The sequence below is a fragment of the Bradyrhizobium sp. S3.2.6 genome (genome assembly GCF_040546885.1).
Lineage (GTDB): Bacteria > Pseudomonadota > Alphaproteobacteria > Rhizobiales > Xanthobacteraceae > Bradyrhizobium > Bradyrhizobium cytisi.
In genome coordinates, this window is record NZ_JBEPOS010000018.1 from 64,194 (window position 1) to 86,904 (window position 22,711).

Annotated in this window: 21 protein-coding genes and 1 tRNA gene; 7 read left to right on the plus strand and 15 right to left on the minus strand. The window is 61.9% G+C overall.

Annotated features, from left to right (window positions below):
* Nucleotides 1–86: 86 nt before the first annotated feature.
* The 3 genes from yidC to rpmH are packed head-to-tail and all read right to left on the minus strand — an operon-like array spanning nt 87 to nt 2,552.
* Entirely contained in the window at nt 87–1,934 is a 1,848-nt protein-coding gene (gene yidC, locus ABID58_RS26800) for a membrane protein insertase YidC (RefSeq protein WP_354035759.1), read from the minus strand.
* Nucleotides 1,935–1,950: 16 nt separating this feature from the next.
* Nucleotides 1,951–2,391 carry a ribonuclease P protein component gene (rnpA, locus tag ABID58_RS26805; RefSeq protein WP_148749806.1) on the minus strand — a complete coding sequence of 147 codons (441 nt, stop codon included), beginning with the start codon at nt 2,389–2,391 and terminating at the stop codon, nt 1,951–1,953.
* 26 nt (nt 2,392–2,417) lie between these two features.
* Nucleotides 2,418–2,552 (minus strand): 50S ribosomal protein L34, encoded by a 135-nt coding sequence (gene rpmH / locus ABID58_RS26810; protein ID WP_008542748.1) that lies wholly within the window; start codon nt 2,550–2,552, stop codon nt 2,418–2,420.
* Between the two features lie 455 nt (nt 2,553–3,007).
* Here rpmH and ABID58_RS26815 point away from each other — a divergent pair, with 455 nt between their 5' ends.
* The 4 genes from ABID58_RS26815 to ABID58_RS26830 all read left to right on the plus strand — a co-directional run bounded on the left by ABID58_RS26815 (nt 3,008) and on the right by ABID58_RS26830 (nt 7,032).
* On the plus strand, nt 3,008–4,453 hold the full coding sequence (locus tag ABID58_RS26815) for a sensor histidine kinase (RefSeq protein WP_187434683.1): 1,446 nt from the start codon (nt 3,008–3,010) through the stop codon (nt 4,451–4,453).
* 273 nt (nt 4,454–4,726) lie between these two features.
* Nucleotides 4,727–4,803: transfer RNA gene (locus tag ABID58_RS26820), tRNA-Arg, on the plus strand.
* Between the two features lie 85 nt (nt 4,804–4,888).
* The gene (locus ABID58_RS26825; protein WP_354035760.1) at nt 4,889–6,748 is read left to right on the plus strand and encodes a tyrosine-type recombinase/integrase; all 1,860 of its coding nucleotides are present in this window, start codon (nt 4,889–4,891) and stop codon (nt 6,746–6,748) included.
* 56 nt (nt 6,749–6,804) lie between these two features.
* On the plus strand, nt 6,805–7,032 hold the full coding sequence (locus tag ABID58_RS26830; RefSeq protein WP_354035761.1) for a hypothetical protein: 228 nt from the start codon (nt 6,805–6,807) through the stop codon (nt 7,030–7,032).
* Between the two features lie 77 nt (nt 7,033–7,109).
* Here ABID58_RS26830 and ABID58_RS26835 read toward each other — a convergent pair whose 3' ends face one another.
* Both ABID58_RS26835 and ABID58_RS26840 read right to left on the minus strand, forming a co-directional pair.
* On the minus strand, nt 7,110–9,056 hold the full coding sequence (locus tag ABID58_RS26835) for a DEAD/DEAH box helicase family protein (RefSeq protein WP_354035762.1): 1,947 nt from the start codon (nt 9,054–9,056) through the stop codon (nt 7,110–7,112).
* A gap of 1,260 nt (nt 9,057–10,316) precedes the next feature.
* Nucleotides 10,317–11,009: a recombinase family protein gene (locus ABID58_RS26840; protein ID WP_354035763.1), complete on the minus strand. Its 693-nt coding sequence runs from the start codon at nt 11,007–11,009 to the stop codon at nt 10,317–10,319.
* Between the two features lie 240 nt (nt 11,010–11,249).
* On the opposite strand from ABID58_RS26840, the gene ABID58_RS26845 reads away from it, so the two are divergent.
* The 3 genes from ABID58_RS26845 to ABID58_RS26855 all read left to right on the plus strand — a co-directional run bounded on the left by ABID58_RS26845 (nt 11,250) and on the right by ABID58_RS26855 (nt 12,374).
* Entirely contained in the window at nt 11,250–11,477 is a 228-nt protein-coding gene (locus tag ABID58_RS26845) for a hypothetical protein (protein WP_354035764.1), read from the plus strand.
* Nucleotides 11,478–11,593: 116 nt separating this feature from the next.
* Entirely contained in the window at nt 11,594–12,148 is a 555-nt protein-coding gene (locus ABID58_RS26850; RefSeq protein WP_354035765.1) for a hypothetical protein, read from the plus strand.
* Between the two features lie 25 nt (nt 12,149–12,173).
* A complete protein-coding gene (locus tag ABID58_RS26855) occupies nt 12,174–12,374 on the plus strand; it encodes a hypothetical protein (RefSeq protein ID WP_354035766.1) in 201 nt (66 codons plus the stop codon).
* A gap of 73 nt (nt 12,375–12,447) precedes the next feature.
* Here the strand turns inward: ABID58_RS26855 and ABID58_RS26860 are convergent, their stop codons facing one another.
* The 10 genes from ABID58_RS26860 to ABID58_RS26905 all read right to left on the minus strand — a co-directional run bounded on the left by ABID58_RS26860 (nt 12,448) and on the right by ABID58_RS26905 (nt 22,685).
* A complete protein-coding gene (locus ABID58_RS26860) occupies nt 12,448–13,524 on the minus strand; it encodes a recombinase family protein (protein ID WP_354035767.1) in 1,077 nt (358 codons plus the stop codon).
* Nucleotides 13,515–14,114, minus strand: coding sequence for a recombinase family protein (locus tag ABID58_RS26865; protein WP_354035768.1), 600 nt, complete (start codon nt 14,112–14,114; stop codon nt 13,515–13,517). Before ABID58_RS26865 ends, ABID58_RS26860 begins: the two co-directional genes overlap by 10 nt.
* An 837-nt stretch (nt 14,115–14,951) precedes the next feature.
* Nucleotides 14,952–15,974 carry an MBL fold metallo-hydrolase gene (locus tag ABID58_RS26870; RefSeq protein WP_354035769.1) on the minus strand — a complete coding sequence of 341 codons (1,023 nt, stop codon included), beginning with the start codon at nt 15,972–15,974 and terminating at the stop codon, nt 14,952–14,954.
* A 115-nt stretch (nt 15,975–16,089) separates the two neighbouring features.
* A complete protein-coding gene (locus ABID58_RS26875; protein WP_354035770.1) occupies nt 16,090–16,896 on the minus strand; it encodes a helix-turn-helix transcriptional regulator in 807 nt (268 codons plus the stop codon).
* Between the two features lie 456 nt (nt 16,897–17,352).
* Nucleotides 17,353–18,225 carry an amino acid ABC transporter substrate-binding protein gene (locus tag ABID58_RS26880; protein WP_354035771.1) on the minus strand — a complete coding sequence of 291 codons (873 nt, stop codon included), beginning with the start codon at nt 18,223–18,225 and terminating at the stop codon, nt 17,353–17,355.
* Between the two features lie 62 nt (nt 18,226–18,287).
* Entirely contained in the window at nt 18,288–19,358 is a 1,071-nt protein-coding gene (locus ABID58_RS26885; RefSeq protein WP_354035772.1) for an NAD/NADP octopine/nopaline dehydrogenase family protein, read from the minus strand.
* A 53-nt stretch (nt 19,359–19,411) separates the two neighbouring features.
* Complete coding sequence (locus ABID58_RS26890) at nt 19,412–20,140, minus strand: amino acid ABC transporter ATP-binding protein (RefSeq protein ID WP_354035773.1); 729 nt, start codon at nt 20,138–20,140, stop codon at nt 19,412–19,414.
* Nucleotides 20,137–20,793 carry an amino acid ABC transporter permease gene (locus ABID58_RS26895; RefSeq protein WP_354035774.1) on the minus strand — a complete coding sequence of 219 codons (657 nt, stop codon included), beginning with the start codon at nt 20,791–20,793 and terminating at the stop codon, nt 20,137–20,139. The genes ABID58_RS26890 and ABID58_RS26895 overlap by 4 nt, the downstream gene beginning before the upstream one ends.
* Nucleotides 20,790–21,509, minus strand: coding sequence for an amino acid ABC transporter permease (locus ABID58_RS26900; protein WP_354035775.1), 720 nt, complete (start codon nt 21,507–21,509; stop codon nt 20,790–20,792). Before ABID58_RS26900 ends, ABID58_RS26895 begins: the two co-directional genes overlap by 4 nt.
* Before the next feature lie 234 nt (nt 21,510–21,743).
* The gene (locus tag ABID58_RS26905) at nt 21,744–22,685 is read right to left on the minus strand and encodes a diguanylate cyclase domain-containing protein (RefSeq protein WP_354035776.1); all 942 of its coding nucleotides are present in this window, start codon (nt 22,683–22,685) and stop codon (nt 21,744–21,746) included.
* Nucleotides 22,686–22,711 lie beyond the last annotated feature (26 nt).

Here is a 22,711-nt window from a genome sequence, read left to right on the forward strand (position 1 = left end):
CCACACAGTACCCTCCAAAACGTGGATGCCCGGGACAAGCCCGGGCATGACGATGTGGAGGCATTTGCGCCCGGCAATGACGACGACTACGTCGCCTTCCTCGCGAACGTCGCCTTGAGATTGTCGAACAACTCCACCTTCACGCCGTTGCGGCGCATGATGAAGCTCTGCTGGAGCACGGAGAGCGTGTTGTTCCAGGCCCAGTAGATCACGAGGCCCGCCGGGAAGCCGGCCAGCATGAAGGTGAAGATCAGCGGCATCCAGTTGAAGATGAGCTGCTGCGTCGGATCCGGCGGCGTCGGGTTCAGCTTCATCTGGAACCACATCGTGATGCCCATGATGATCGGCCAGATCCCGAGCGCGAGATAGTGGCCGAACACCGGCAGCGTGGTCGGATCGAACGGGATCAGCCCGAACAGCGTGAACAGATTGGTCGGGTCGGGCGCGGAGAGGTCCTTGATCCAGCCGAAGAACGGCGCGTGCCGCATCTCGATGGTGACGAACAGCACCTTGTAGAGCGAGAAGAACACCGGGATCTGGATCACCACGGGAAGACAGCCGGCGACCGGATTGATCTTCTCCTTGCGGTAGATCTCCATCATCTCCTGCTGCTGCTTCACCTTGTCGTCGGGATAGCGCTCTTTGAGTGCCTGAAGCTGCGGCTGGACCGACTTCATCTTTGCCATCGAGGCGTAGGACTTGTTCGCCAATGGGAAGAACAAGAGCTTCACGATCACGGTCACGAGCAGGATCGAGATGCCGAAATTGCCGAAGAAGCGGTAGAAGAAGTCGAGGCCGAGGAACATCGGCTTGGTGATGAAGTAGAACCAGCCCCAGTCGATCAACAGATCGAAATGGTTCAGCCCGAGCTCCTTGTTGTAGCCGCCGAGCCCTGCGAACGGGAACACGCCGACCACGCCGGCTTCCTTGGCACCGGCGAACAGCCGTGCGTTCGCCGTCGTCGTGCCGCCGATCGCGACGGTGACGGGATCGAGCAGATAGTCGGTCTGGTAAGTATGGACGTTGCCGTTAAGGTTCGAGGAGAACCGCGCCTGAAGCTGTGCGCTGGTGTCGGGCAACAGCGCCGAGGCCCAGTACTTGTCGGTCATGCCGAGCCAGCCATTGGTGGCCTTGAAGCTCACCGACTTGGCTTCGTCGATCTTCTTGTAGGCGTATTCCTGCAGGCCATCGAGATAGCCGATCAGGCCTTCGTGCAGGATGTAATAGCCCGACACCTGCGGCGTGCCGTGGCGCGAGATCAGCGCGAACGGATAGAGCGTGACCGGCGCGTTGCCGACGTTGCTCACGTCGTCCTTGATGGTGAAGAGATAGTGATCGTCGACCGAGATGGTGCGGCGGAAGGTGAGGCCTTCGCCATTATCCCACTTCAGCACCGCCGGCGAATTCGGCGTCAGGCTGCCGCTGCCCTCCTGCTGCCAGACGGTCTGAGCATCAGGCATCTTCGACGTCACGCCTGTTGCCGCCACCCAGCCGAACTCGGCGTAATAGGGCTCTGCCGTGCCGGAAGGCGAATAGAGAATGATCGGCGGCGATTTCGGGTCGACGGTCTCGCGGAACTGCAGCAGCGCGAGGTCGTCGATGCGGCCGCCCTTCAGCGAGATGCTGCCGGCGAGGCGCGGCGTATCGATCTTGACGCGCGGGCTCGCGGCAATCGCGGCGTCGCGGCTGACGGCCGGCTGGGCCTGCTGGTTCGCGCCCGGCGCGGTGGTCGGCGCAGGCGCGCTGCCTGATTGCGGCGTGGCGCCCGGCGTTGCAGACGCCGTCGGCTGCGGCGCGGTCTTCTGGAGCTCGGCCTGCGTCTGTTGCTGGGCGCGCTGCTTCTCCATTGCCGGCACGTTGTAGAAATATTGCCAGGCGATCAGAACCAGGCCGGAGAGAATGACGGCGAGGATGGTATTGCGATTGTCAGTCATCACTGTGGTCTCGTCATCAATCCGGTTTGCGGCTGGCGGCTGGGCCAGAGCTTGGATCAGGTCTTGGATCAGGGCTTGGATCAGGCTTTGGCCCGCGTCCCGTTACCTGTCCCTTGTTAGGTCCTTTGGCCGTATGCCGCGCGGGCTTCGTGAACGCTATGCGCAGATCGTCGAGCATGGTCGTGAAGTCGCGCGAGAGCGCGTCCCTGCGGCCGACCAGCACGTAATCATGATGGGGTTGCATCGACACCGGATCGAGCCGCTTCACCAGTTCGCGAAGCCGGCGCCGGATGCGATTGCGCTCGGGGGCGTTGCCGTTCTTTTTGGTAACGGTGAAGCCGATCCGGATCGGGCCAGAGTCGTCGCGACCACGGCTTTGCAGGACGAACGCGGGACTATTCACCCGCGCGCCATTGGCAACGGCGAGGAAATCCGCCCGCTGCCTCAGCCGATCCATAATGAAATCCCAAAAAGGGGTCCGGCTCAGGCGCTCAGACGCTTGCGGCCGCGAGCGCGGCGCGCGGCCAGAACCTTGCGACCGCCGGCGGTCGCGAGACGGGCCCGGAAGCCGTGGCGGCGCTTGCGCACCAGTTTGCTGGGTTGATAAGTCCGCTTCACGGGTTTTTCTCCGCTGACCGGGCAATTTGCCTGTAGAATTGATGATAAAGTCCGGAAGATGCGGCCCAAAATGAGCCATTTCCGGCCCCAGAAGAGCCGCTCCCGGTGTCGCACCGGGCCATCGCGGACAATTTGGCCGGCTTATAAGGGAGCGTCTTGTTTTCGTCAACGTCGCAGGACCGCACAGTTCCGGTGAATATCGCTGTTTCCTTGGGGTTTTTAACCCATGAGGTGGCGAGTAGCGGTATCAGCGCCTACATCCGACCTTGGCAGATTAGCGATCTGTAATTTGACCTCCCCGGGGGGCGGGTCGCATCCTCCATCAGTCGAGCTCTATCAGAAGGCCAGCAGGGGCGAATTTCGTGATAGCGACAGACCTCCAGCAGCCGACCCAACAGACCCAAGATCTGGATCGAGTTAGGGACCAGGATCCGGATCGGCCAGCGGATCAGCCGGTGACGCGATCCCGCGGACCGGATGGGCTTGGCCTGTCCGGCAAGCTGTTGCTGCTGACCGTCCCCCTGGTGATGATCGCGGCCGTCCTGCTCTATGTGCCGGCGATCGCCAACTTCTGGGTCAACCGACTCAACGACCGCGTCGCCGCGGCCAACACGGCGGCGCTGGTGCTCGATGCCGCGCCGCTCGGCATGGTGCCGGATTCGCTGTCGCGGGAAATCCTCAAGAGCATCAATGCGCGCGGGGTCGCGATCAAGATGGGCCAGCAGCGCCGCCTGCTCGCCAGTGACAATCTGCCCGCCACGATCGAGCACGACATCGACCTGCGCGACATGACGGTGTGGCAGGCCATCACCGGCTCGTTCCAGATGATGCTGGAGACCGGCAACCAGCCGATCCGCGTCGTCGGCCCCGGCGTCGGCAACGCCCAGTTCATCGAGATCGTGACCGACGATCTGCCGCTGCGGCAGTCGATGTACCGCTTCTCCCGCAACGTCGTGGTGGTCGCACTGATCATCGGCGTCCTGACCGCGGGCCTCGTCTATCTCGCGCTCCATTATCTCTTCGTGCGGCCGATGCGGCGGCTGACCGCGAGCCTGGTCGGCTTCCACGAGAACCCCGAAAGCTCGGCGCGGATCATCGTTCCGAGCCAGCGCAGCGACGAGATCGGCGTCGCCGAGCGCGAGTTGTCGGACATGCAGCGCGACCTGATGTCGATGCTGCATCAGAAGAGCCGGCTCGCCGCGCTTGGCCTCGCCGTCTCCAAGATCAACCACGATTTGCGCAATCTGCTGGCCTCGGCGCAGCTGCTGTCGGACCAACTCGCCAGCGTGCCCGATCCGCGGGTGCAGCGTTTTGCGCCAAAGCTCGTGCGTTCGCTCGAGCGCGCCATCGCCTTCTGCCAGTCGACGCTGTCCTACGGCCGCGCCCAGGAGGCCGCGCCCGACCGCCGCATGATGCTGATCGAGCCTGTGGTCGTCGAGGTGCGCGAGACCGCGGGTCTTGCCAACGACGTCTCGATTGCCTGGGTCGCCGCGATCGAGCGCGGGCTCGCTGTCGATGCCGATCCCGACCAGCTGTTTCGCGTGCTGCTCAACCTCGTGCGCAACGCCGCCCAGGCGCTGGAGAGCCATTCCTCCGGCGACGGCGGCCCGCAACAGATCCGGATCACCGGCAAGCGCGAGGGCGCGGTCGCCATCCTGGAGGTCTCAGATACCGGCCCGGGCGTGCCCCAGAGGACCCGGGAGCATCTGTTCGAGGCGTTCCAGACCTCCGGCCGCCCCGGCGGCAGCGGGCTCGGCCTCGCCATTGCCGCCGAGCTCGTCCGCGCCCATGGCGGCGACATCCATCTGGTCGAAGGCACCATCGGGGCCACCTTCCGGATCGTCATCCCCGACCGCCCCGTGGAACTCCTCTCCATCCGCAACGAGCGGGCGCGGGCCTGATCGGCCAGCGGCCGATAGTCTTCTGTCATTCCGGGACGGCCCAAAGGGCCGGACCCGGAATCCATAACCCAGGCTGGTGGTTATGGATTCCGGGCTCGCGACTTCGTCGCGCCCCGGAATGACAGTAAGAGGTGTGAAAATACGCGAAAATCTCCCCATCCGGGACCTTGCCAATCGGGACAAGAGCGGTTAGTCAAAGCGCTCTTTCGCACCCCTCCGGCGCTCGCTGGAGGCTGCGTGCGGGCCCAGCCCGCACACTTGTTTGCGAAACACGCGCCCGTAGCTCAGCTGGATAGAGCATCAGACTACGAATCTGAGGGTCGGACGTTCGAATCGTTCCGGGCGCGCCAGTCGCACAAGTTCCTATTGGAAATCAAGAACTAACGCGATTACAAGCGCTTAGCTGCCGCGCGGTGGTGTGAAGCGGTGGTCGAAATGCGTGTTCTGATGGGCGTCATCAAAGACCGACACAATACCTATTATGCCTTGAAAACGGTGCCTGCGAAGCCGAAGGGGCTACGTACCGCAGTGGCCATTGAGCTGAACAATGGCAAGGCGGCGCAGGCGAACCTGAAGCGGTCGCTGGGCACCAAGGACATCCGCGAGGCCAACATACGCGCCAAGCCGGTGTTGGCTGAATTCGACCGCATCATTGCGAGAGCAAAGGCGCGTCTTGCATCAACCTCGGTCCCCTCGATCAAGCGCACCAGCCTGAACGACACCGAAATCAAGCGCATGGCGGAGTGGGTGTACGCCAAGGCGCTGGCTTGGGACGAGCGCATACGGTTCGGCGGACGCGACGAGCAGGCGAGAATCGGAGACGAAATCATACGCCTTGAGGGCTCAGTGGAGACACCACTAATCCCGCCGGAGCAATGGCCTGCGCGGGGACTACCTCGTCAAGTATTTCAGGAGAACCGCGCCGAGCTGGTGGATACGATACGAGTGCTGCGAGAGGCGGCGGCGATGGGTGACATCTCAGCCGTGCAAGATCATGTCTTGGAGGCTATGTGGGCGTTCAACATTGAGCTGGACGAGCATAGCGCCTCGTACATCAAGCTCAGCATCGCGTGCTTGCATTCGTACTTGAGAGCGCTTGAAGACATCGAGAGGCGAAACGAGGGTATCACCGTCGAAACACCCGCTGCGGCTAAGCTGGAGCCTGCGGCCACGGGGGAAGGCGGGACGCTGCAAGACGCGCTGGAGGGTTGGAAGCGACATCGGGCTCGCCCCAAGCGCACGGTGGATGAGTTCAGCCGCAGCGTGGAAATGTTCGTGCAGCTTCACGGCAACATGGCTGTAGCCGCGATCAAGAAGAAGCACGCGCTGGACTATCGCAAGGCGCTTCAGGACGTGCCCCGTCACCGTACAGGCGAGTTGCTGCGCGCCACGCTTCCCGCTCAAGCCGAATGGGGACGAGAGCACCCGGACGAACCAAGGATCACCGCAGCCACCATCAATAAGCAACTCGGCGGTGTGCAGTCCATCTGCATCTGGGCCAGTGATAACGGGCTCGTGCCGGACGACGTGACCTGGACGGACCCGTTCAGCAAGCTCAGGCTTCCAGAGGAGCGGTCTGAGCGCACGTCGTTTGAGATTGCGGAGCTTCAGGCGCTGTTCAACGCGTCAGTGTTCACCGAACACAAGTTCCCGCTGGGAGCACATGGGGCCGCCGGGTTTTGGTTGCCTGTGCTTGCGCTCTTCTCTGGCGCACGCCAAGCGGAGCTGGGAAGCCTCACCGCTGCCAACGTGCAGGTAGACGCAGAGACGGGAGTACCCTTGCTCTACTTCGTGACTGAGCGCGCACGAGGCAAGCGGGTCAAGACCGATGCCTCCGAGCGTGTCGTACCCGTGCATCCCGAAGTGGTCCGCTTGGGCTTCATCAGCTATGTCGACGAGCGACGGAAGGCCGATGGCGCAGACGCTTGGCTATTCCCCTCGGTATCTCCTGACCGTGGCCGCGCTGGTGTGCCCGCGTGGTCGCAATGGTTCGGCCGCTATCTCCGTGCTTCAGGGGTGACGGACAAGGCCAAGGTGTTCCACAGCTTCAGACACACCGTGAAGGATGCGCTGCGCAGGGGCAGGGCGGACCACGAGATGCGCGAGGCTCTCATTGGGCATGCACAAGCTTCGTCGGTGAGCTGGGGCTACGGAGCAAACGCCATGCTGTCACGGTTCGGCGCTGCTGCGCTGTCGGACGCCATCAACCGCATTTCCTATCCCGGCCTTGACCTGTCGCGTGTCAAGCCGCTGGGCGTACCAACGCGTACACGCGGCAAGACCAAGGCAACCTAAGTGCCACCGGCAAAGCATGGGGCAACGCCGGAATACCTTCGAAAGCATCACGCATCATGATCACCAAAATCATCACCGCAGCCCTCTACGCAACAGCTCAGTTTGCAGCCGCTCTGGCACGCGCTGGGGAGCGCGCGGTGTGCGCACCGACGACCATTCAGGCCCGCTTCTGGGAGGGCGTGGGGCGCGCGGGGGAAGCACTGGAGCGTTCCATTGGGGGCTTGGATGAGCGACTGTGCACCGACCTGAGCGCATACATGATCCAGAGGGCCTATGGTGGCTGAAGCCCGCTGCCAGTAATCAAAAAGGCCGCACCCCCGGGAATGCTCCAAATGGAGACCTTGGGTGCGGCCGTTGTTGCTTATGCTGCCTTCACGAGGAAGCTCTTCGCTCCCCTGCCTCTGCCTTCCGACCCATAGGTTACGCCAAGCGCCTTCAGAGCGAGCGTGGTGGGGTGGTTCTCGTTTCGCAGGTTCTTCTGCAGCTCCTTCTTCGCGTTCGTGCTCAGCCCCAGCTCCCGACCTATCACGGTCATTGTGGTGCTACCGGGCGCACGGTTTCGAATGAAAGTAAGCAGCCTCTCGTGCGGAGCGCTCTTCGTGTTTCGCTTATGCACCTTGGGGCCGTCAGGATCGAAGGGCCAATCGACCACCTTCAATCCGGGCATCTCCCGACGAATTGCCGCGAGGATGTCGTGCCCGCGCTCCCCTGATGGAAGCACGATGAAGATGTCTGCCTCGGGGCATCCGCCCCGGTCATCAGTGACGTGGCGACAGCAGATGCGGTTGATCGCTTGTATAACGGACGCGGACAGCTGACGCCGCACCATCAGCTCACGCAAGTTCCCTTGCCCTTTCCATGACGGATTGTCCAACCAGTCATCGCCTTGCACGCCTTGGAGTGCGAAGAAGACGTTGGTGGGCCATGTCACCGCGTCCCGATAGGGGAGGCCGAAGATTACTGCGGTGTCGCACGCGGCGTATTCGTTGCTTCCGTCGACCACGCCCCAGTGGGCCGTTGCTGTCTTGGCAAATGGCAGCTTGTCGTGCTCAGGCAGCTCGTGCTCAACGGCTTTGTGAACACAGAAAAACACGGAGCGCTCAGGACCGAGACGCTCCGTAAGGTCAGCAATGAGGCGAGGGAATCGCGTCTTTGCCTTTTCCACCATCGCTCCTTTGCCGATACCTCCGCTGGTGTAAGCAACATGCATTGTGACGTTGCCGTAATCACGAACGCCCGACGGAGTCGGGATGATGTAGGCCCGGTCCTCCATTAGCTTGTAAATGAAGTCCTCTCGCGCGGTTGCATCCAGCACAACTGGCCCCGGAGCATCCAGAGGCACCAACAGGGCAGAGGAATTGAGCGTCGGCTGCGTGCCCTTCAGCGCGAAATAGGCGTGCTGATCTAACACGGCCTCCGCTGCGGCCACTGTCTTGTCCACCTGACCCGCGATCCGTTGCCGATCATTGTCGTCAGCCTTCCCGACATACTGGTCGTACGGCAGCTTGAGCATGTCGGCGCGGAGGGCGCTCATGTTGAGCGGCTCGGGGGTCTCACCTTCGTACCAAGCCATGCAAGCTCCGCCACCGAAGCCCTCACTCAGGCCTGCGTGGTGACCCAAGGCAACATAGAGGGCCTCCAATGCCTCTACTTCGCGGGCATGCGCGGCGCGCAGCTCATGGGGAATGTAACCAATCGCACGGGCCAGATTGTCCAGTTTGACTTGGCTCTCTTCGATGACGTTGCACAACGCTTCATCCACGATGGTCAAGAGCCGCTTGCCGCCGTTCCAATGCGTCAGACGCGCCCATTTGCCGTCACGAGCGTTCGTTAGTGTCTGGGTGGCGTTCACGTAGGCTTGGTGCGTGATGACGAGCACATCGCTATCGTGAAGCTGTTCAGGATGAGCACGATGGCCTGAGTGGTCCGCGATAGCCACTTGGCGTCTCGCGAGGGCGTTGATGGCTGACACCATGTCGTCCGCCTGGGCGATTAGTCGGGTGACGATAAGGATACCTACAGGTTTGCCACCACTGGCGTTCTGCTCAGCTTGAAGGGCAGCATACACCTTGGCACCCAAGGTCTTCCCCGAGCCTGTAGGGGGCCACAGGATACGCCAACGTGGTTTTGCACCGGAGGCGGTGTTTCGGATAGCTTCTGCGTAGGTGTTGGCCATAGTGGCCCAGAGTTCGCGAAGCGGAAGGCTGGGGATGTTGTGGTATTGCGTCGTCCATTGGTCGGTAAGACGATCAACGAACATTTGCGGCGACACGAGAGCATACTCGTGCGAGCCGATAGGATTCAGCATTACGTAGAGTTTTCCGGGGATGTAATGGAGGGTGAACCTCTATAGAAGATACTCTTTAGAGGTCTGCCCCCCATTGAAGGATGGGATGGCACATGGGGCCGCCGAAGGGCGACTGTGCCAACTACAGCGTGCATAGATGTGACTGATGCACATAGAGGTAGCTTATTGTTTATCTCCAATTCGGGCCGCTCTCAGGTGCGCGCCTCGGCAGGCTCAATGGTGCCCTTCAGGGGGCACACGGAGCCCTCAGGATTCGGTTGGGAGCCTTGGTGCTCCAAGCCCAACCAGCCCCCAAAAACGCATCAGTGGATTCCCTGAGCCTTCAGGTGGCCGTCGTGGTTGAGGTATGGTTGGTGTTCAGCACAAGCCTCCCAAATGCGCTGCGGTTTGCCTGAGGTCTCTGCTGGGTGATCGCCGAGCGTGCCTCAGTGGCACCGAGGGGCACTCACGCCTGACATAGGGAAACCTTGCGTTCCTCCGGTCAGTTCGGTGGAGCACGCAGGGTGGCCAAGGTCTCCCCTGCGAAGGGATCGGTGGCGCCTTTCTCGATTGCGTGGCGATAGGACGCGGCGGCCGGGCGTGTCTTGCCGGGGGCGAGGTAGGTCCGGCGTGCGAGTTCAGCGAGTTCAGCGGGAGACCACCCGGCTCTCATGAAGCCACCGAGGGCCTCACGTTGCTGGATGGTGCGGAGATAGGAGCGGACTTGCTTGAAGTCGGGATGGCTAAGGGGGCGGGGAGTATCGGGCAGCGGTACGGGTTCTGTCATTCGTGGTGTTGTGATTGATGGTGGCGGTGATGAGCGCAGGGTATTCCGGCGCCTTTCCTCCAGAACTCCGGTAGTGCGCCTGCTAACCCATTGATGCCTTCGGGAATACTCAACGAAATCAATGGAGGTAAGCTTGCAAAGGGAGACCGGGGGGCTCGTGAGTTTCCGGCGACCGATCCATGAGGCTCAAATCTGAGGCTCCAGCGCGCACACCGCAGGCGTAAGTCAGGCGGCGCCCCGCCCCTTCAACCCGAACTATTTGAAGCCGGGGGGCCGGGGTCAGGCAAAAGGAGCCTCAGTGTCGTGGGAGAGGCTCATCAAGGGAGCCTCACGTCCGGAGTCCCTGCGGCGCCTACCCGCCATACCCCGCGATGAAAAGTGCTGCCGCGCCGAGCACCGCAGCGGTCACAGTCATCTCGAACGAAATCGCAACTGCCGCCAGGGCGGAAAAGAGCGCTGCGAGCGTCATGGTCGGTCTCTCCTGTACAGCTATTTCAATTGGCGGAAGCGTTGAGCCGGGTGAGGAGCCGCGACACCGCAGTTGGGTGCCACACGTCCCCCCGAGGAGCCCTGATGCCCCGCGCGTGAAGCGCATCGGCAATCCCCCGTGTCGTGGTGATGCCCGAGCGGCGTATGTCGTCCACGATACCCCTGAGGTCGGAGGCCTTCTGCGTGGCGGCTTCCTTGAGCGCTGCCACGGCTTCCACGTTGCCGGTTTGCTTGCCACGGAGAGCACGGGCACCATTGGGATTGCCCAGCTTCACCCCACGGGCCTTAGCGGCGGCCAGTGCGGTCTTGGTGTTCTCCGAGATAGTGCGGCCCACGGCCTCAGCTACGGCAGCGATGATGTGGATGGTGAGGCGATTGGCGTCGGGCATGTCAGCCGCGACGAAGTCGACACCGCGCTCCTGAAGGCTTGCGACGAAGTGTAGATTGCGAGCAAGCCGGTCAAGGCGGGCAATCACCAGCTTCGCACCCGTCGCCTTGGCGTGACTGATCGCGGCTTGGAGCTGTGGGCGTGAGTTGCGCTTGCCGCTTTCCACCTCAACGTATTCAGCCACCAGCTTCCAACGGCCGCCGTTGAGATACCGGTTCACCGCGTCCCGCTGTGCTTCAAGGCCGAGACCGCTGCGGCCCTGCTTGTCAGTCGATACGCGTAGGTAGGAAACGAATTTGCCCTCAGCCACCGTGGGTCTCCCATGTTACAGAACGCCGCAACGAACGTTAGATCAATTCGTAACAGCGGCATTGATTGGAGACCACGCGCATTTTGGAATCCCAGCGATTCATTTCTGCATGGGATAGACGACGAGGCATTATCTCTCAGGTGCCGCGAGGGCCATGGACGAGCGACGTCGCAACCGAGTTGCAAATGTCTCTTGAAACTATCTGGCAATCCGTAGACGGTGCCCGTGGAGGGGCAGCACATGACAGGGATTATCGCGCTGAATTGCGTCAACGGTGCACGTCCGGTGAACGACGGCTCCGTCCCCGAAACAATTATTTGCGCTGCCGTTCGTGCCTCTAATGGAAAGATCATCAGGGGCCAACGGCACAATGACGCTATCCGTGCACTTCAAGCGATGGATGGGTATCACGGCGAACAGCCGCACGGTGAAGATCAGGGGTTCCTCACGTCAACCACAGGTTCGTAAATCGACGGGAGGCCTATCGGCTACATTTTCCCGACAGGGTAGACCTGATTGGGACAGGATACGCCCCAAGGGCCATGGGCTAAGGTTGCGCGAACATGCGGCAAAGGGGGCGTTCGATGGCCGGTTTGGCGTGTCTCAAAATCGGAATGCAAGTGGCAGGCATAGTGTTGGTTATGGCGTGGTCCGACCCCGCGAACGCCGAACCCAGCCAGTATGTCTGCACCGCGGAACACGCAGCGGGACTACATTTCGATAGGCAAGCGGGAACATGGGGGGTCAAAGAGTTCGGTGCGAGCAAGTACAATCTGCGTCGCCTGACTGAGGGCGACCGGGACAAGTCTAAGAGCAAGTATTGGCCTCTACTTGAGCGCCACCCCAAGGCCAACTGGGCATTTTTCAAGATAGGCGGGGATCAGGAGATGCCGCTCGTAGCCTGCTTTGAGGACAAAGCCGACAAGGTCCTATCGAACCTGTTTCGATGCGAGCCAATCGTGCACGATGCTCGTTTCGACAAGGACACACGCCGCTTCGAGGTTATCGTCAGCGGCGGCTACGTGGATCAAGGATTTTGGGAGCAGTATCGTCGAGAGAACCCTGGCAACACGGTTGCCCAAGATCCTTCCAGACCGGATGACCTATTTATCGAGATAGGAACCTGCAGCCCGTCATAGAACACATTGTCGTCTGGAGATTGCAATGAAAGTCACGGTTTATAGGTTCACGCAGTTCGACGCGCAGACGGACATGAGAGTAACCTCACGACGGTGGGCCACCCGTGATGCTATCGAGCTGGTAGGGGGCACCGTGTTGGAGAACACTGCTATCGAAATCGACCCTTCACATCTGACCGGCGGGGTCGAAGGTATGACCAGCGCCGATTTTGATCCGCGGCGCTAAACACAGTCCATTGAAGGTGGTCACGCAAGGTGGTACGAAAGGCGTCGCAGCTACACTGATTTGTGCTTGTTTTTCAATGGGAAGGCTGGGTCTTGGTCGCCTCGTTCCGGGCGCGCCATTTCGGTATAAAACTGGGCACTCCAAAACCTGGCGTTTTTGCGCCGGACGCGGCGACGAGAGTGCGCAAGAGCACGCTTTTCGACCCCATGATGCAAATTTCTTTCGCGTCCACCTCGATGCGCTGGGCCAGGGCGCGGAGATGGTCACGGCGGTAGCCGCCCGACTCCGTTCGCATTCGCCTGCGGGCCTGGCTGGCGAAGGTTTTGAGTGCCTGGGGTGTGATGCTCGGCCCAGCCCGATCGAGCGCGCCCTCGGCCCGCTCTGCGTCGGCGCGGGCCTGGTCGCGGACAGCCTTCAGTTCGGTCACGCGCTCCTTGAGCATCGGGTCGGACACGTCGGCGATTCCGTTTTCGATCGCGTCGTACAGCCGCTTGAGCTTGGCTTCTGCTTCGGTCGCGCGCTTGCGCAATTCGGCAATATGCGTTGTTCGGCGCTCGGCGCGCTCCTTTCGGCGATGGAGGACGGCCGACAGCACTTCCTCGAGACGTTTGGGCTGCAAAAGGCGCTGCTCGATGTGCTCGGCCACCACGCTGTCCAGCTTTTCCATCGGAACGGTGCGGCCCTTGCAGCCCGTCTCGCCCTGCCGGGCTTTGGTCGAGCAGGTATAATACCTGTATCTCCCGCTCTTACCGGTCCTCAGTGTCATCGCCCCACCGCACGTGGCGCAAAAACAGATGCCGGTAAGGAGGGTCGGGCCGCTGACGACGCGCGGGGCGGTCAGCGCCGGGCTGCGCGACTTGAGCAACGTCTGCACCGCCTCGAACTCGGCCGCGTCAATAATCGGCGGCACCGCCATTTCCACCACCTCGGCCTCCGGTTTGCGTTCGCGGCTCTTCCAATGCTTGGTGTTGAAACGGTGGCGACCGATATACGTCGTTCGCGTCAGTACCTTGTGCACCGCATCGACGCCCCAGCGTCCGCCATCGCGCGTTCGAATGCCGGACTCGTTCAGATGCTTGGCAATCGATTTGACGCCCATCGATCCGGATGAGCCGCTTCCTTCGCGCGCCAGGCGATAGATCAGCCGCACGGTCTCGGCCTGGACCGGGTCGATCTCCAGTGTCTTCTTGGTGCGGTGACCGCGCTGCTCGGCGGCAAGAACGACACGGTAGCCAATCGGTGGCAGTGCGCCATTCCAGAAGCCTTGCCGCTCCAGAAGCCTTGCCGCGCGTTCTCCTTCATGGCCCGCAGCGTGTGCTTGGCGTTCTCCTTGGACTGGTATTCATCGAACAGCGCCATGATCTGGCGGATCATGTTGCTCATCGGATCGTCGCCGAGCTCTTGCGTAATCGACACCAGACGCACGCCGTTCTTGGCAAGCCGGCGGACATAAAACTCAAGCTGGAACTGGTCGCGGAAGAAGCGGCTGAAGCTGTGAACCAGGATCACATCGAACGCCGGCGGCCTGACCGTCGCCGCGTCGATCATGCGCTGGAACTCCGGCCGCCGATCGTCGGTCGCAGACGCGCCCGGCTCGACATAGTCGGCGACAATCTCCCATCCGCGCGATGCGCAATAGCCCTTCGCCTGGCGGCGCTGATCCGGGATGGAGAGATCGCTGTCGGCCTGCCGTCCCGTTGAGACCCGCAAGTAGAGCGCTGCCCGAACCATTGCCGCCATGGTAATGCCCCCTCAGTCCTTTCCAAACAGCTCGTTGAACAGATCACCGAACCAGGCTTCGAAGACATCGATCTCCGTTTCGGTCACCGGCACGTCCTTCGGCCAGTCGTCCGTCACCGCCCATGTCACCGAAGTGCGCTTCGCTCGTCGTCGGCCAGGACGTGCGGGCGCACGCGCATAGCCGTAGAGATCGTCAAGTGGCGCACTGTCCGACGGACGCCGCGGGTGCGATTTGTGAGGGGAAGCCATGGCGCCACTGTGGCAAGCCTGACCGGTCCACAGAACGGCCGATGTGTACGCCACGTCACGCTGCGGTGCTGCGATCTCGCACTTCCTCTGCAGCTTGAGCGCAACCGCGCACAGCAAGCCATGATCGCATGGCGGTAAAGAGCCGGGCCAGCGGAGCGCCGTCAAGGCCGCAAGCCGGCGGAGCCGGTCGCGCGCAGCGCGAGCCTTGACGGCGCTCCGTTGGTCCGGCACCGGCCTTCCATGCGATCATATCCGGACATCCCGCCGAGCCCGCGCAACAGCACGCTACGCTGCGAACGATGGCGCTCGGAACGTTGATTTTGAATGCTTTTGCGGTTCGAGCGGCACCAGGCCGCTTCATAAGGTGCCGCTACCGTGCCATCCAAAACAATGTGCAGACAAACACTTACGATCCCCGACGGCACAGAGCGACACCGTCGCTTTTATCTAGCCGTCCGAAACCAGCTCGGCCGGTAGCCTGAGCGCTGCCGCACTGTCCTTCGCTAGATCGCGATCAGTCAATGTCCGGCGTTGTGGATAACGGACGCGAGAGCGGACACCCAAAATCGACGCCAAAGCCGACAGGAGCTAATCCGGATACCTTCTCAGCTCCGGGTTCCATTTCCTTGCGACCACGCGGTCACCGATCGTAAAGCGTAGGAGGTCTTCTCCCACCTCCAGCGGGCCGTCGTAGGTGCTCTGTGTCCGCGACACGAGCTCAGTCAGCTTTGTTTGGAGAAGTATGACGTGTGAGTAGACCGCGAGCTTGGGCTTCACGCGCGAAAAGACCATGCCGGCTTCCTCAGGCGACGTATGATGATCCGCAACCGGTTTCATCTGCGGCAACTTTGCCAATTGTGCCGACATCGCAAAAACTTCGTGGATCAGGAGATCGCTTCCAGTCGCATGCTTCATCAGGTTCTCGTCAAACTTCGTGTCACCTGAAATCGTTACAGATCGCGTACCGTAGTCGATCCGATAACCCACCGATGGCTTGATCAGGTCACCGTGATTGACGGCAAACGCGGTGACCTTGACGCCCACCTCGTCGAATACCACGCGGTCTTCTTGAAAGTCGTGGACTTCAATCTGCGTAGCGGCTTCCGCGATGTGTTCGTCGGCCCGACGGATGCGGATGTCATCGGAAAATGCCTCCGCAAGGCCTTTGGCAATCTTCGCCGCACCACTCGGCTCGTTCGTCCCATCCGATGGACCCCACAGCCTCATGGGCTTGGCGCGCGATCCAAATGGACCGAACTCGTACCCCGTCATCCATAGATCGGGCAGGCCCGCGACATGGTCCGAATGATAGTGGGTCAGAAAAACGGCATCGATGCCTTTGCCGGATGAGATACCTAATTGATAGAGGCGCACCGTCACCCCCCGGCCGGCGTCGAATAGGAGATTGAGCCCGCCGGCTTGAACGAGCGTTGCCGGTCCGAAGCGCGCAAGGATGGGTTCAGGACCGCCACCCGTACCGAGCAGCGTGACGACAATTTCGTTAGAGACCGCCGGCTTTTCCTCAGCCGCCGCGCTGCCATAGACCGAATAGATCAATACCAAAGTTGCGGCGATACTGGCTAAAATGGATTGCCTTGTCATTGTCGTCATGGCGCGCACTCCTTCCTGGCGGTCGTGATTGCCGGATTGACCATAATGCGGGCCTGCATCGGCAGATTCGTTTTCCGAGAGCAAACGTCGCTACGGACTGGTGCGCTTGTATATTTCAGCCATCCGGAGAAAGAATGTTCTCCCAATCGCCGATAAACTGGCTTGGTCCAATGCCGACCAAGGCGTGGCATTCGCGAATGAAATGGGCCTGATCAAAATAACCGGTTTCGTGGGCAATCCGGGTCCACGACTTCATCGGTTCGTCGCGGTGAGCCGTCAAGGCTGCATCGAACCTGACCGTTCGCGCATAGAGTTTGGGGGAAAGGCCCACTTGTGAGGTAAAGCGGCGTTGAAAATGACGTGCGCTCAGCCCCGATCGTTTCACAAGATCCTCGATGCGAACGCGACCGCGGGACGCCAGCAGCAGACGGGACGCATAGTCGATCCCATCCTCGGTTAGACTGTCATCCTGCATCATCGCGAACCAGCGTTCTGCAGCGGCTATGCGCGAGGCAAAGTCCGCAGCCGACCGCACGGTATCGCTGAGCAATACCCCGCGCTTGCCGAGAACGTCGCGGGCCGGGATGCCTTCATTCACGAGAGACGTCATATTGACGCCGACGAGGCGGTGGAGCGCAGCCGGCTGCAGCAAAATGTTGAAGATGTGGACTTCGCCTGACATGTGGAGCTGTATTCGGCGCGACCCTTGCGGACCGACCACGACCGTTTCGGGGGCCGTCTGCAGGGGACCTCCGTCAATTCGAAGACGGAATGGATCGCCCAAATAAATGTCGATGATTTGATGGGGTCGAGCCGTTAGTGGCCACGTCAGTTCTTCGGAGCCCAACGTTGCGCGGCGTTCCTCGAACGAGCGAACGATGCTGCGAAGCTCGGGATGCGGGGTCCTTCGTCTGACATCCATCGACCGCCTCCGTTTTGGCGCCACCGCAAGGCTTGCGTCTGGCGATCTCCACGTTAGCACAAACTGTCCTTCGGCAATAATGGCAGGTACCGCACCGATAGGCGTCGGCTGTCGCATCATTTGAAGCGCGATGTTTTCCGCTTCTGGCCCATCGCGTCAATCCCGGAATTGACCGAGAGGGCCGCTATCGAAGGCGTAACCGAACTACCACTCTGCGGGGTAGGCAGCTGGCCCTTAAGGCATGTTGCAAAGGCGCAGGGCGTCGCAGATTTACCGATTGGAGCGCGTGGCGGGCCGCTACATCATAGCGCCACGGCGAAGCAATAGTGCCCATCTTCATCGGCCGTGGCGCGCCATTTTGCCATCATTCGGAATAAAATTGCGGACCTGGCCCGCCAGGCTGCGGGATCCGCGCTGCGCAAGGCGAGGCGAAACCGGCGCGATGTCAGGCCGGGCTCATTCGGCGTAGGATTGGGTGGACCAGGCCGCCCTTAGCTTCGGCGAGACATGAGCGCCAAACTGGCCGAACCACTTGTTGAACAGGGCCTCGGCCTCGCCCGACTTGAACATCTTCCCCATGGAGTGGTTGACGATCCAGATGATCGTCGGGTTGAGCTTGGGCACCATGAAGCCCTGCGGCGCATAGCCATATTCGTCACCAACGATTTCAAGCGCATCCGGCTTCTTTGACTGCCGTATCAACCCGTAGAAGGCGCCGTTGTCGCTGAAATAGGCGTCGGCGCGCCTGGTCTCTACGGTGATCAGCCCGGCCGCGTGGTCGTCGACGTTAAGGATGCGGATGTTCAGCTTCTTTTCGGCGACGAGGTTTTTGAGGTCGGGCTCGCTACTGCCGCCGGTCGCCACGGCGACGATCTTGCCGTTCAAATCGTCATAGCTCTTGATGCCGCTGCTCTTGAGGACGAGCATCTGGCTTGATGAAACATAAGAGACCGACGAGAAGTCGACCTGCTTGTTGCGGCCGAAGGTGTTGACCGTGCCTTCGCATTCGAGGTCTATCGTGCCATTGGCGACGAGCGCCTGACGGTTCTGGATCGTGACCGGGATGTATTTGATCTTGATCTCCGGCAGCTTCAACTCGCTCTTGATGTCGTCGATGATGCGTGTGCAGAACTCGACCGAATAGCCGGTGGGGTTCTTTTGGTCGTCGAGGTAGCTGTAGGGAAACAAAGCGTCCCGGACGCCCATGGTAATGGTCTGGGTATCGCGCAACTTCTTGACGATGGAGTCGACCTCCTGCGCCCCGGCAGACGAAGCTGCGAAAGCGATCGCCAGGAACGCGCCTGTGGCGGCAGCAAGATTGAGTGTCATGGGTCTCTCTCGGTTGTCGCGATCGCTCGCATGGTGATCCGCCCCCGGCTGAGGGCAAGTGTCTAGTATCCTCCGCGTGCCCGCGCCTGGAGTTCCTCCCTCGTCATCTGCTCGAAGCCGAGCGCGGGCAAAAGGTCGTTATCTCCTGCGAAGTCGCGGCCGTAGGCCGCCGAAAGCATGGTCATCCCAGCCTCGTGCAATGTCGCCGGCCGCCCGACGAACTGCCCGAGCAGCACTGTCGGCAGCAATCCGAAGGGCACGTCCTCGAGCACATAGCGGCTGTCCAGCGTCGCAGGGCCGAAGCCGCCGCGTCCGCGATTGTGCAATTCAGCATTCATCTCGGCGATGCTGGCGACCGGGAGTTGATAGGAGTAGGCGTAGTGTTCACGGATGGTTCGGACCGAAACGCCGAAGGCTTCGGCGATCGCCAGCCGCTCGGCGTCGAGCGTTTCCATGACACGCCCGACGGCGGGCGTGACGTTCTCTGCCTGCCCCCAGCGCTCGCCTCGCTCCATGCGCGTCAGGTTGAACAGGGCGATGGCGAGGTGGTTCTGCGGGTTGAGATTGCTGAGCGCGATGGCGAGAAGCCCCTCGCGTTCGACGAAGCGGTCGCCGAACAGCGCGGTGCAGAGCGCGAGACCTTCGGTACTGCCTCCTTGCGGCACCGTCGCGAGATCGATCTTCGATCGCACCGAGTTGACGGCGACCTCGGTCGGCGAAGTCTTGCGGCCGGTCGTCAGCGTCGTGCCCCAATTGATGATCGGTGAACTGACTCCACGCGCCGCCAGCTGCCGCGAGAGATAGAGCGCGCCAAAGGAGGCGTGCGAGCTAATGATGATCGGCTGTCCATCCCGCAGGTGCTGCGCGGCGGCATCGAGGGCCATCTTGTGGGCGTAGCCCGGCATCGCGAGCATCACGACATCTGCGTCGGCGATGGCTTCGGCTGCTCCGCCGGCGATGCGCGGATGGAAACTGGTCTCGATCGCCATCGTCGCCTGCAACGGCTCTCCTGCCGCGAGGGCTGCCGTGCTCCGGCCGGAAGGCGACCACAGCATCGGGGCATGCCCGGCCGTCGAGAGATAGGCGGCGGCGCCGCAGGCGGCGGAGCCGGCTCCAAGGATACTTACGCGCATCGTGCGAGCGCCTTTTCTGGGTTTGGTTGGGGAAGGGCGATCATCTCAGCGGCTCAATGCGTCAGGACGTTGGTGAGGAACTGCCTGGCCCGCTCCGAAACGGGGGCAGTGAAGAACTGGGCCTTGGGCGTGTCCTCTACGATCTGGCCGCGGTCCATGAACAGCACGCGATCGGCAACGCGCTGGGCGAAACCCATTTCATGGGTCACGACCATCATGGTCATGCCTTCGAGCGCTAGTTCCTGCATGACTTCCAGCACCTCGTTGATCATTTCGGGGTCGAGCGCCGAGGTTGGCTCGTCAAAGAGCATGGCCTGCGGGTCCATGGCCAGCGCGCGGGCGATCGAGACGCGCTGCTGCTGTCCGCCTGAAAGTTGGCTGGGTCGGCTGTCCCGCTTGTCGCCGAGCCCGACCCGCGCCAGAATTTTTTCCGAGCGCGCATCCGCCTCCGCCCGCGAGCGCTTCAGCACATGGATTTGCGCCAGGCTGACGTTCTGCAACGCCGTCATGTGCGGATAGAGTTCGAAGCTCTGGAACACCATGCCGATGCGCGAGCGCAGCGCCGGCAGGTCGGTCCTGGGCGAGGAGACGGAGACGCCATCCACGGTGATCGTGCCGCGCTCGAACGGCACGAGCCCGTTGATGCATTTGATCAGCGTGCTCTTGCCGGAGCCGGACGGCCCGCAAACCACCACAACCTCGCCGAGGCTGACCGTAGCGGAGCAGGCGCGCAGGATGTGCTGGTTACCGTAGGATTTGTGCACATCTTCGATGACGATCATGTCGGAAGGCCCCTCCTGTAGAACTCCGCGGCCTTGGTCGTGCCCAGACAAATCGCCAAATAGACTACCGTGACCAGCGCATACATCTCAGTGGCGCGCCCATCGCGGGACGCAACGACGCTCGCCGCGGTGAGGAAATCATGCAGCGAGACGACATAGACCAGCGACGTGTCCTGGAAGACGATGACGATCTGGTTCAGGATCAGCGGCATCATCGCCCGCAGCGCCTGCGGCAGGATGATGAGGCGCAGCACCTGGACGCGCCGCAGCCCGGTCGCCAACCCCGCATCACTCTGTCCGTTGCGAACGTTTGAGATCCCGGCGCGGACGATCTCGCAGTAGAACGCCGCCTCGAACAGCACGAAGGCCAGCAGTGCCGAGGCGAGCGACCCGACCGGCCTGCCGATGACGAGTGGCACGAGGAAGTAGAACCAGAACAGCACGAGCACCAGCGGCAGCGTGCGCATCACAGTGACGTAGGTCGAGGCGGGGACGGAGAGCAGCCGGTGCGAGGACAGCCGCATCAGCGCAAGCCCGAAGCCCAGGATCAGCCCGCCGACGGTCGCGACCAGTACGAGCAGCGCGCTGAGCGCCATGCCTTCCGCCAGAAACGCCGAGGAGCGGGCGATGATACCCCAGTCGAAATCGCTCATGCCGGCGTCTTTCGCAGGGCTGCGCCGCCGATCCTGATGTCGATGAAGCGCATCAGTCCCGTCACGCACAGGCCGATGACGAGGTAGCCGATCGTCGCGAAGGTGAAGGCCTCGAAACCTTGGAAGGTGTAGTTCTCGACATGGCGGCTTTGCGCGGTGAGTTCGAGTACGCCAATCGTGAGGCTGAGAGAGGAGAGCTTGACGGTGATCAGGAATTCCGAGGTCAGCGGCCCGACGATGGCGCGCAGGCCCAGCGGCAGCACGATCAGGCGGAAGGCCTGCGCCGGGCGCAGCCCCGTCGCCAGCGCTGCCGGCATCAGCGGGGCGCCCACCGCCTCGATTCCAGCGCGGACCTGCTCGGCGACGCGCGAGCCGGCGAAGAGGCCGATGGCCACCACAGCGGTGACGATCTCCGGATAGGGCAGGTCCCGCTTGAGCCAGAGTCCGAAGGAATCGGGGACCACCTCGGGTAGAACAAAATACCAGAGAAAGAGCTGCACCAGTGGCGGAACGTTGCGGAAGACGTCGATATAAAGTCCGGCCAGCAGTCGGGCACCACGGGAAGGGGCGCTCCGGGCGGTTCCGGCCAGGAGGCCGATCATGAGCGCGACGGCCCAGCTGGCAAGGCTGATAATTACGGTCCAGAGCAGGCCGCTCCACAGCCAACCCATATAGGTATCTTTAAAGAGGATCGACCAGTCCCAACGGTAATTCATGTCGCGAGAGCCCTGCCGCGCAATAACTCCACGATGCAGCGCGAATCTCGGTCGTCCATTGGCGCCTCTTGAATTCCACTCCCGGAATGATTCCGCCATCGATTGAATAATGTCAAACGTGCCGGTTGCAGGCGGCGGGCCAATTGGCACCATTCTGAAAGAGGCGCCTCCTGGCGCGCCATTCTGTCCCCCGTGCAGAATGAAACTGCGATGCTCCTCCAGCGGCAATCTGCTCTAGGCCGCGATGGTTTGCTTTTCGTCCCCGATCAGACGAACCCGGCTGCGGCCGGCGGCCTTCGCGTCATAGAGCGCGATGTCGGCTTCCGCGAACAGTTCGACGATCCGCCGGCGGTGCGGGCGACCAACCAGAGCGGCTCCGATCGAGGCGCCGACTTCGAGGCGAAGACCGTTCCAGAAGAGCGGACGGCTCAACATCATGACGGTCTGCTGCAGCACGCGCGCGATCCGCGCAGGATCTTTCGGAGCGCGCAAGATGATCGCGAATTCGTCGCCACCGAGTCGGCCGACCAGACCGGCATTATGGAAGGCCCGCCGCAGACGCTGCGCGACCTCGCACAGGCATGCGTCTCCAGCCAGATGGCCGAATGTATCGTTGAGTTTCTTGAAGCCGTCGAGGTCGATCAGAACGAGTGCCGACGCAAAACTGTGATTCAGGCTGTCGTTGACGACCTCGCGATAACGGGCCTGAAAAACGGCACGGTTGGCGAGCCCGGTGAGCGGATCGGTTTCGGCCTGCTGCCGCAGGCTCTCTATCGCCTGTCGGTCGGAGGTGACGTCCTGCTTGGAGCCGAAGATCCGCACCGGCCTGCCGCCCTCTCGCACCGCGTTGATCGAGAGGCGCATCCAGCGTTTTTCACCGCGCCAGGTTCTGATCTCGGTGTCGAGCGTGACCGGGCAACCGCTCCGGATCACCTCAGCACGCGCGAGCTCCATGTGGCGCCGGGATTCGTCGATGTAGAGATCAACGATGCTGGCGCGCCGCAGCGGATTGCTCGCGGGATAGCCGAAGATGTCGTAGACGCCCTGGGTCCAGCTCAGGCGCTCCGTCCCGAGGTCGCACTCCCAGGCGCCGATGCGAGCGGCATTCAGAGCCTGATCATAGAGCCGTACGCGCACCTCATCCGGCAATGTCGAGGTACCATGGTCTTCTCTCATCGACGATCCGGCAGCATGTCGCGATT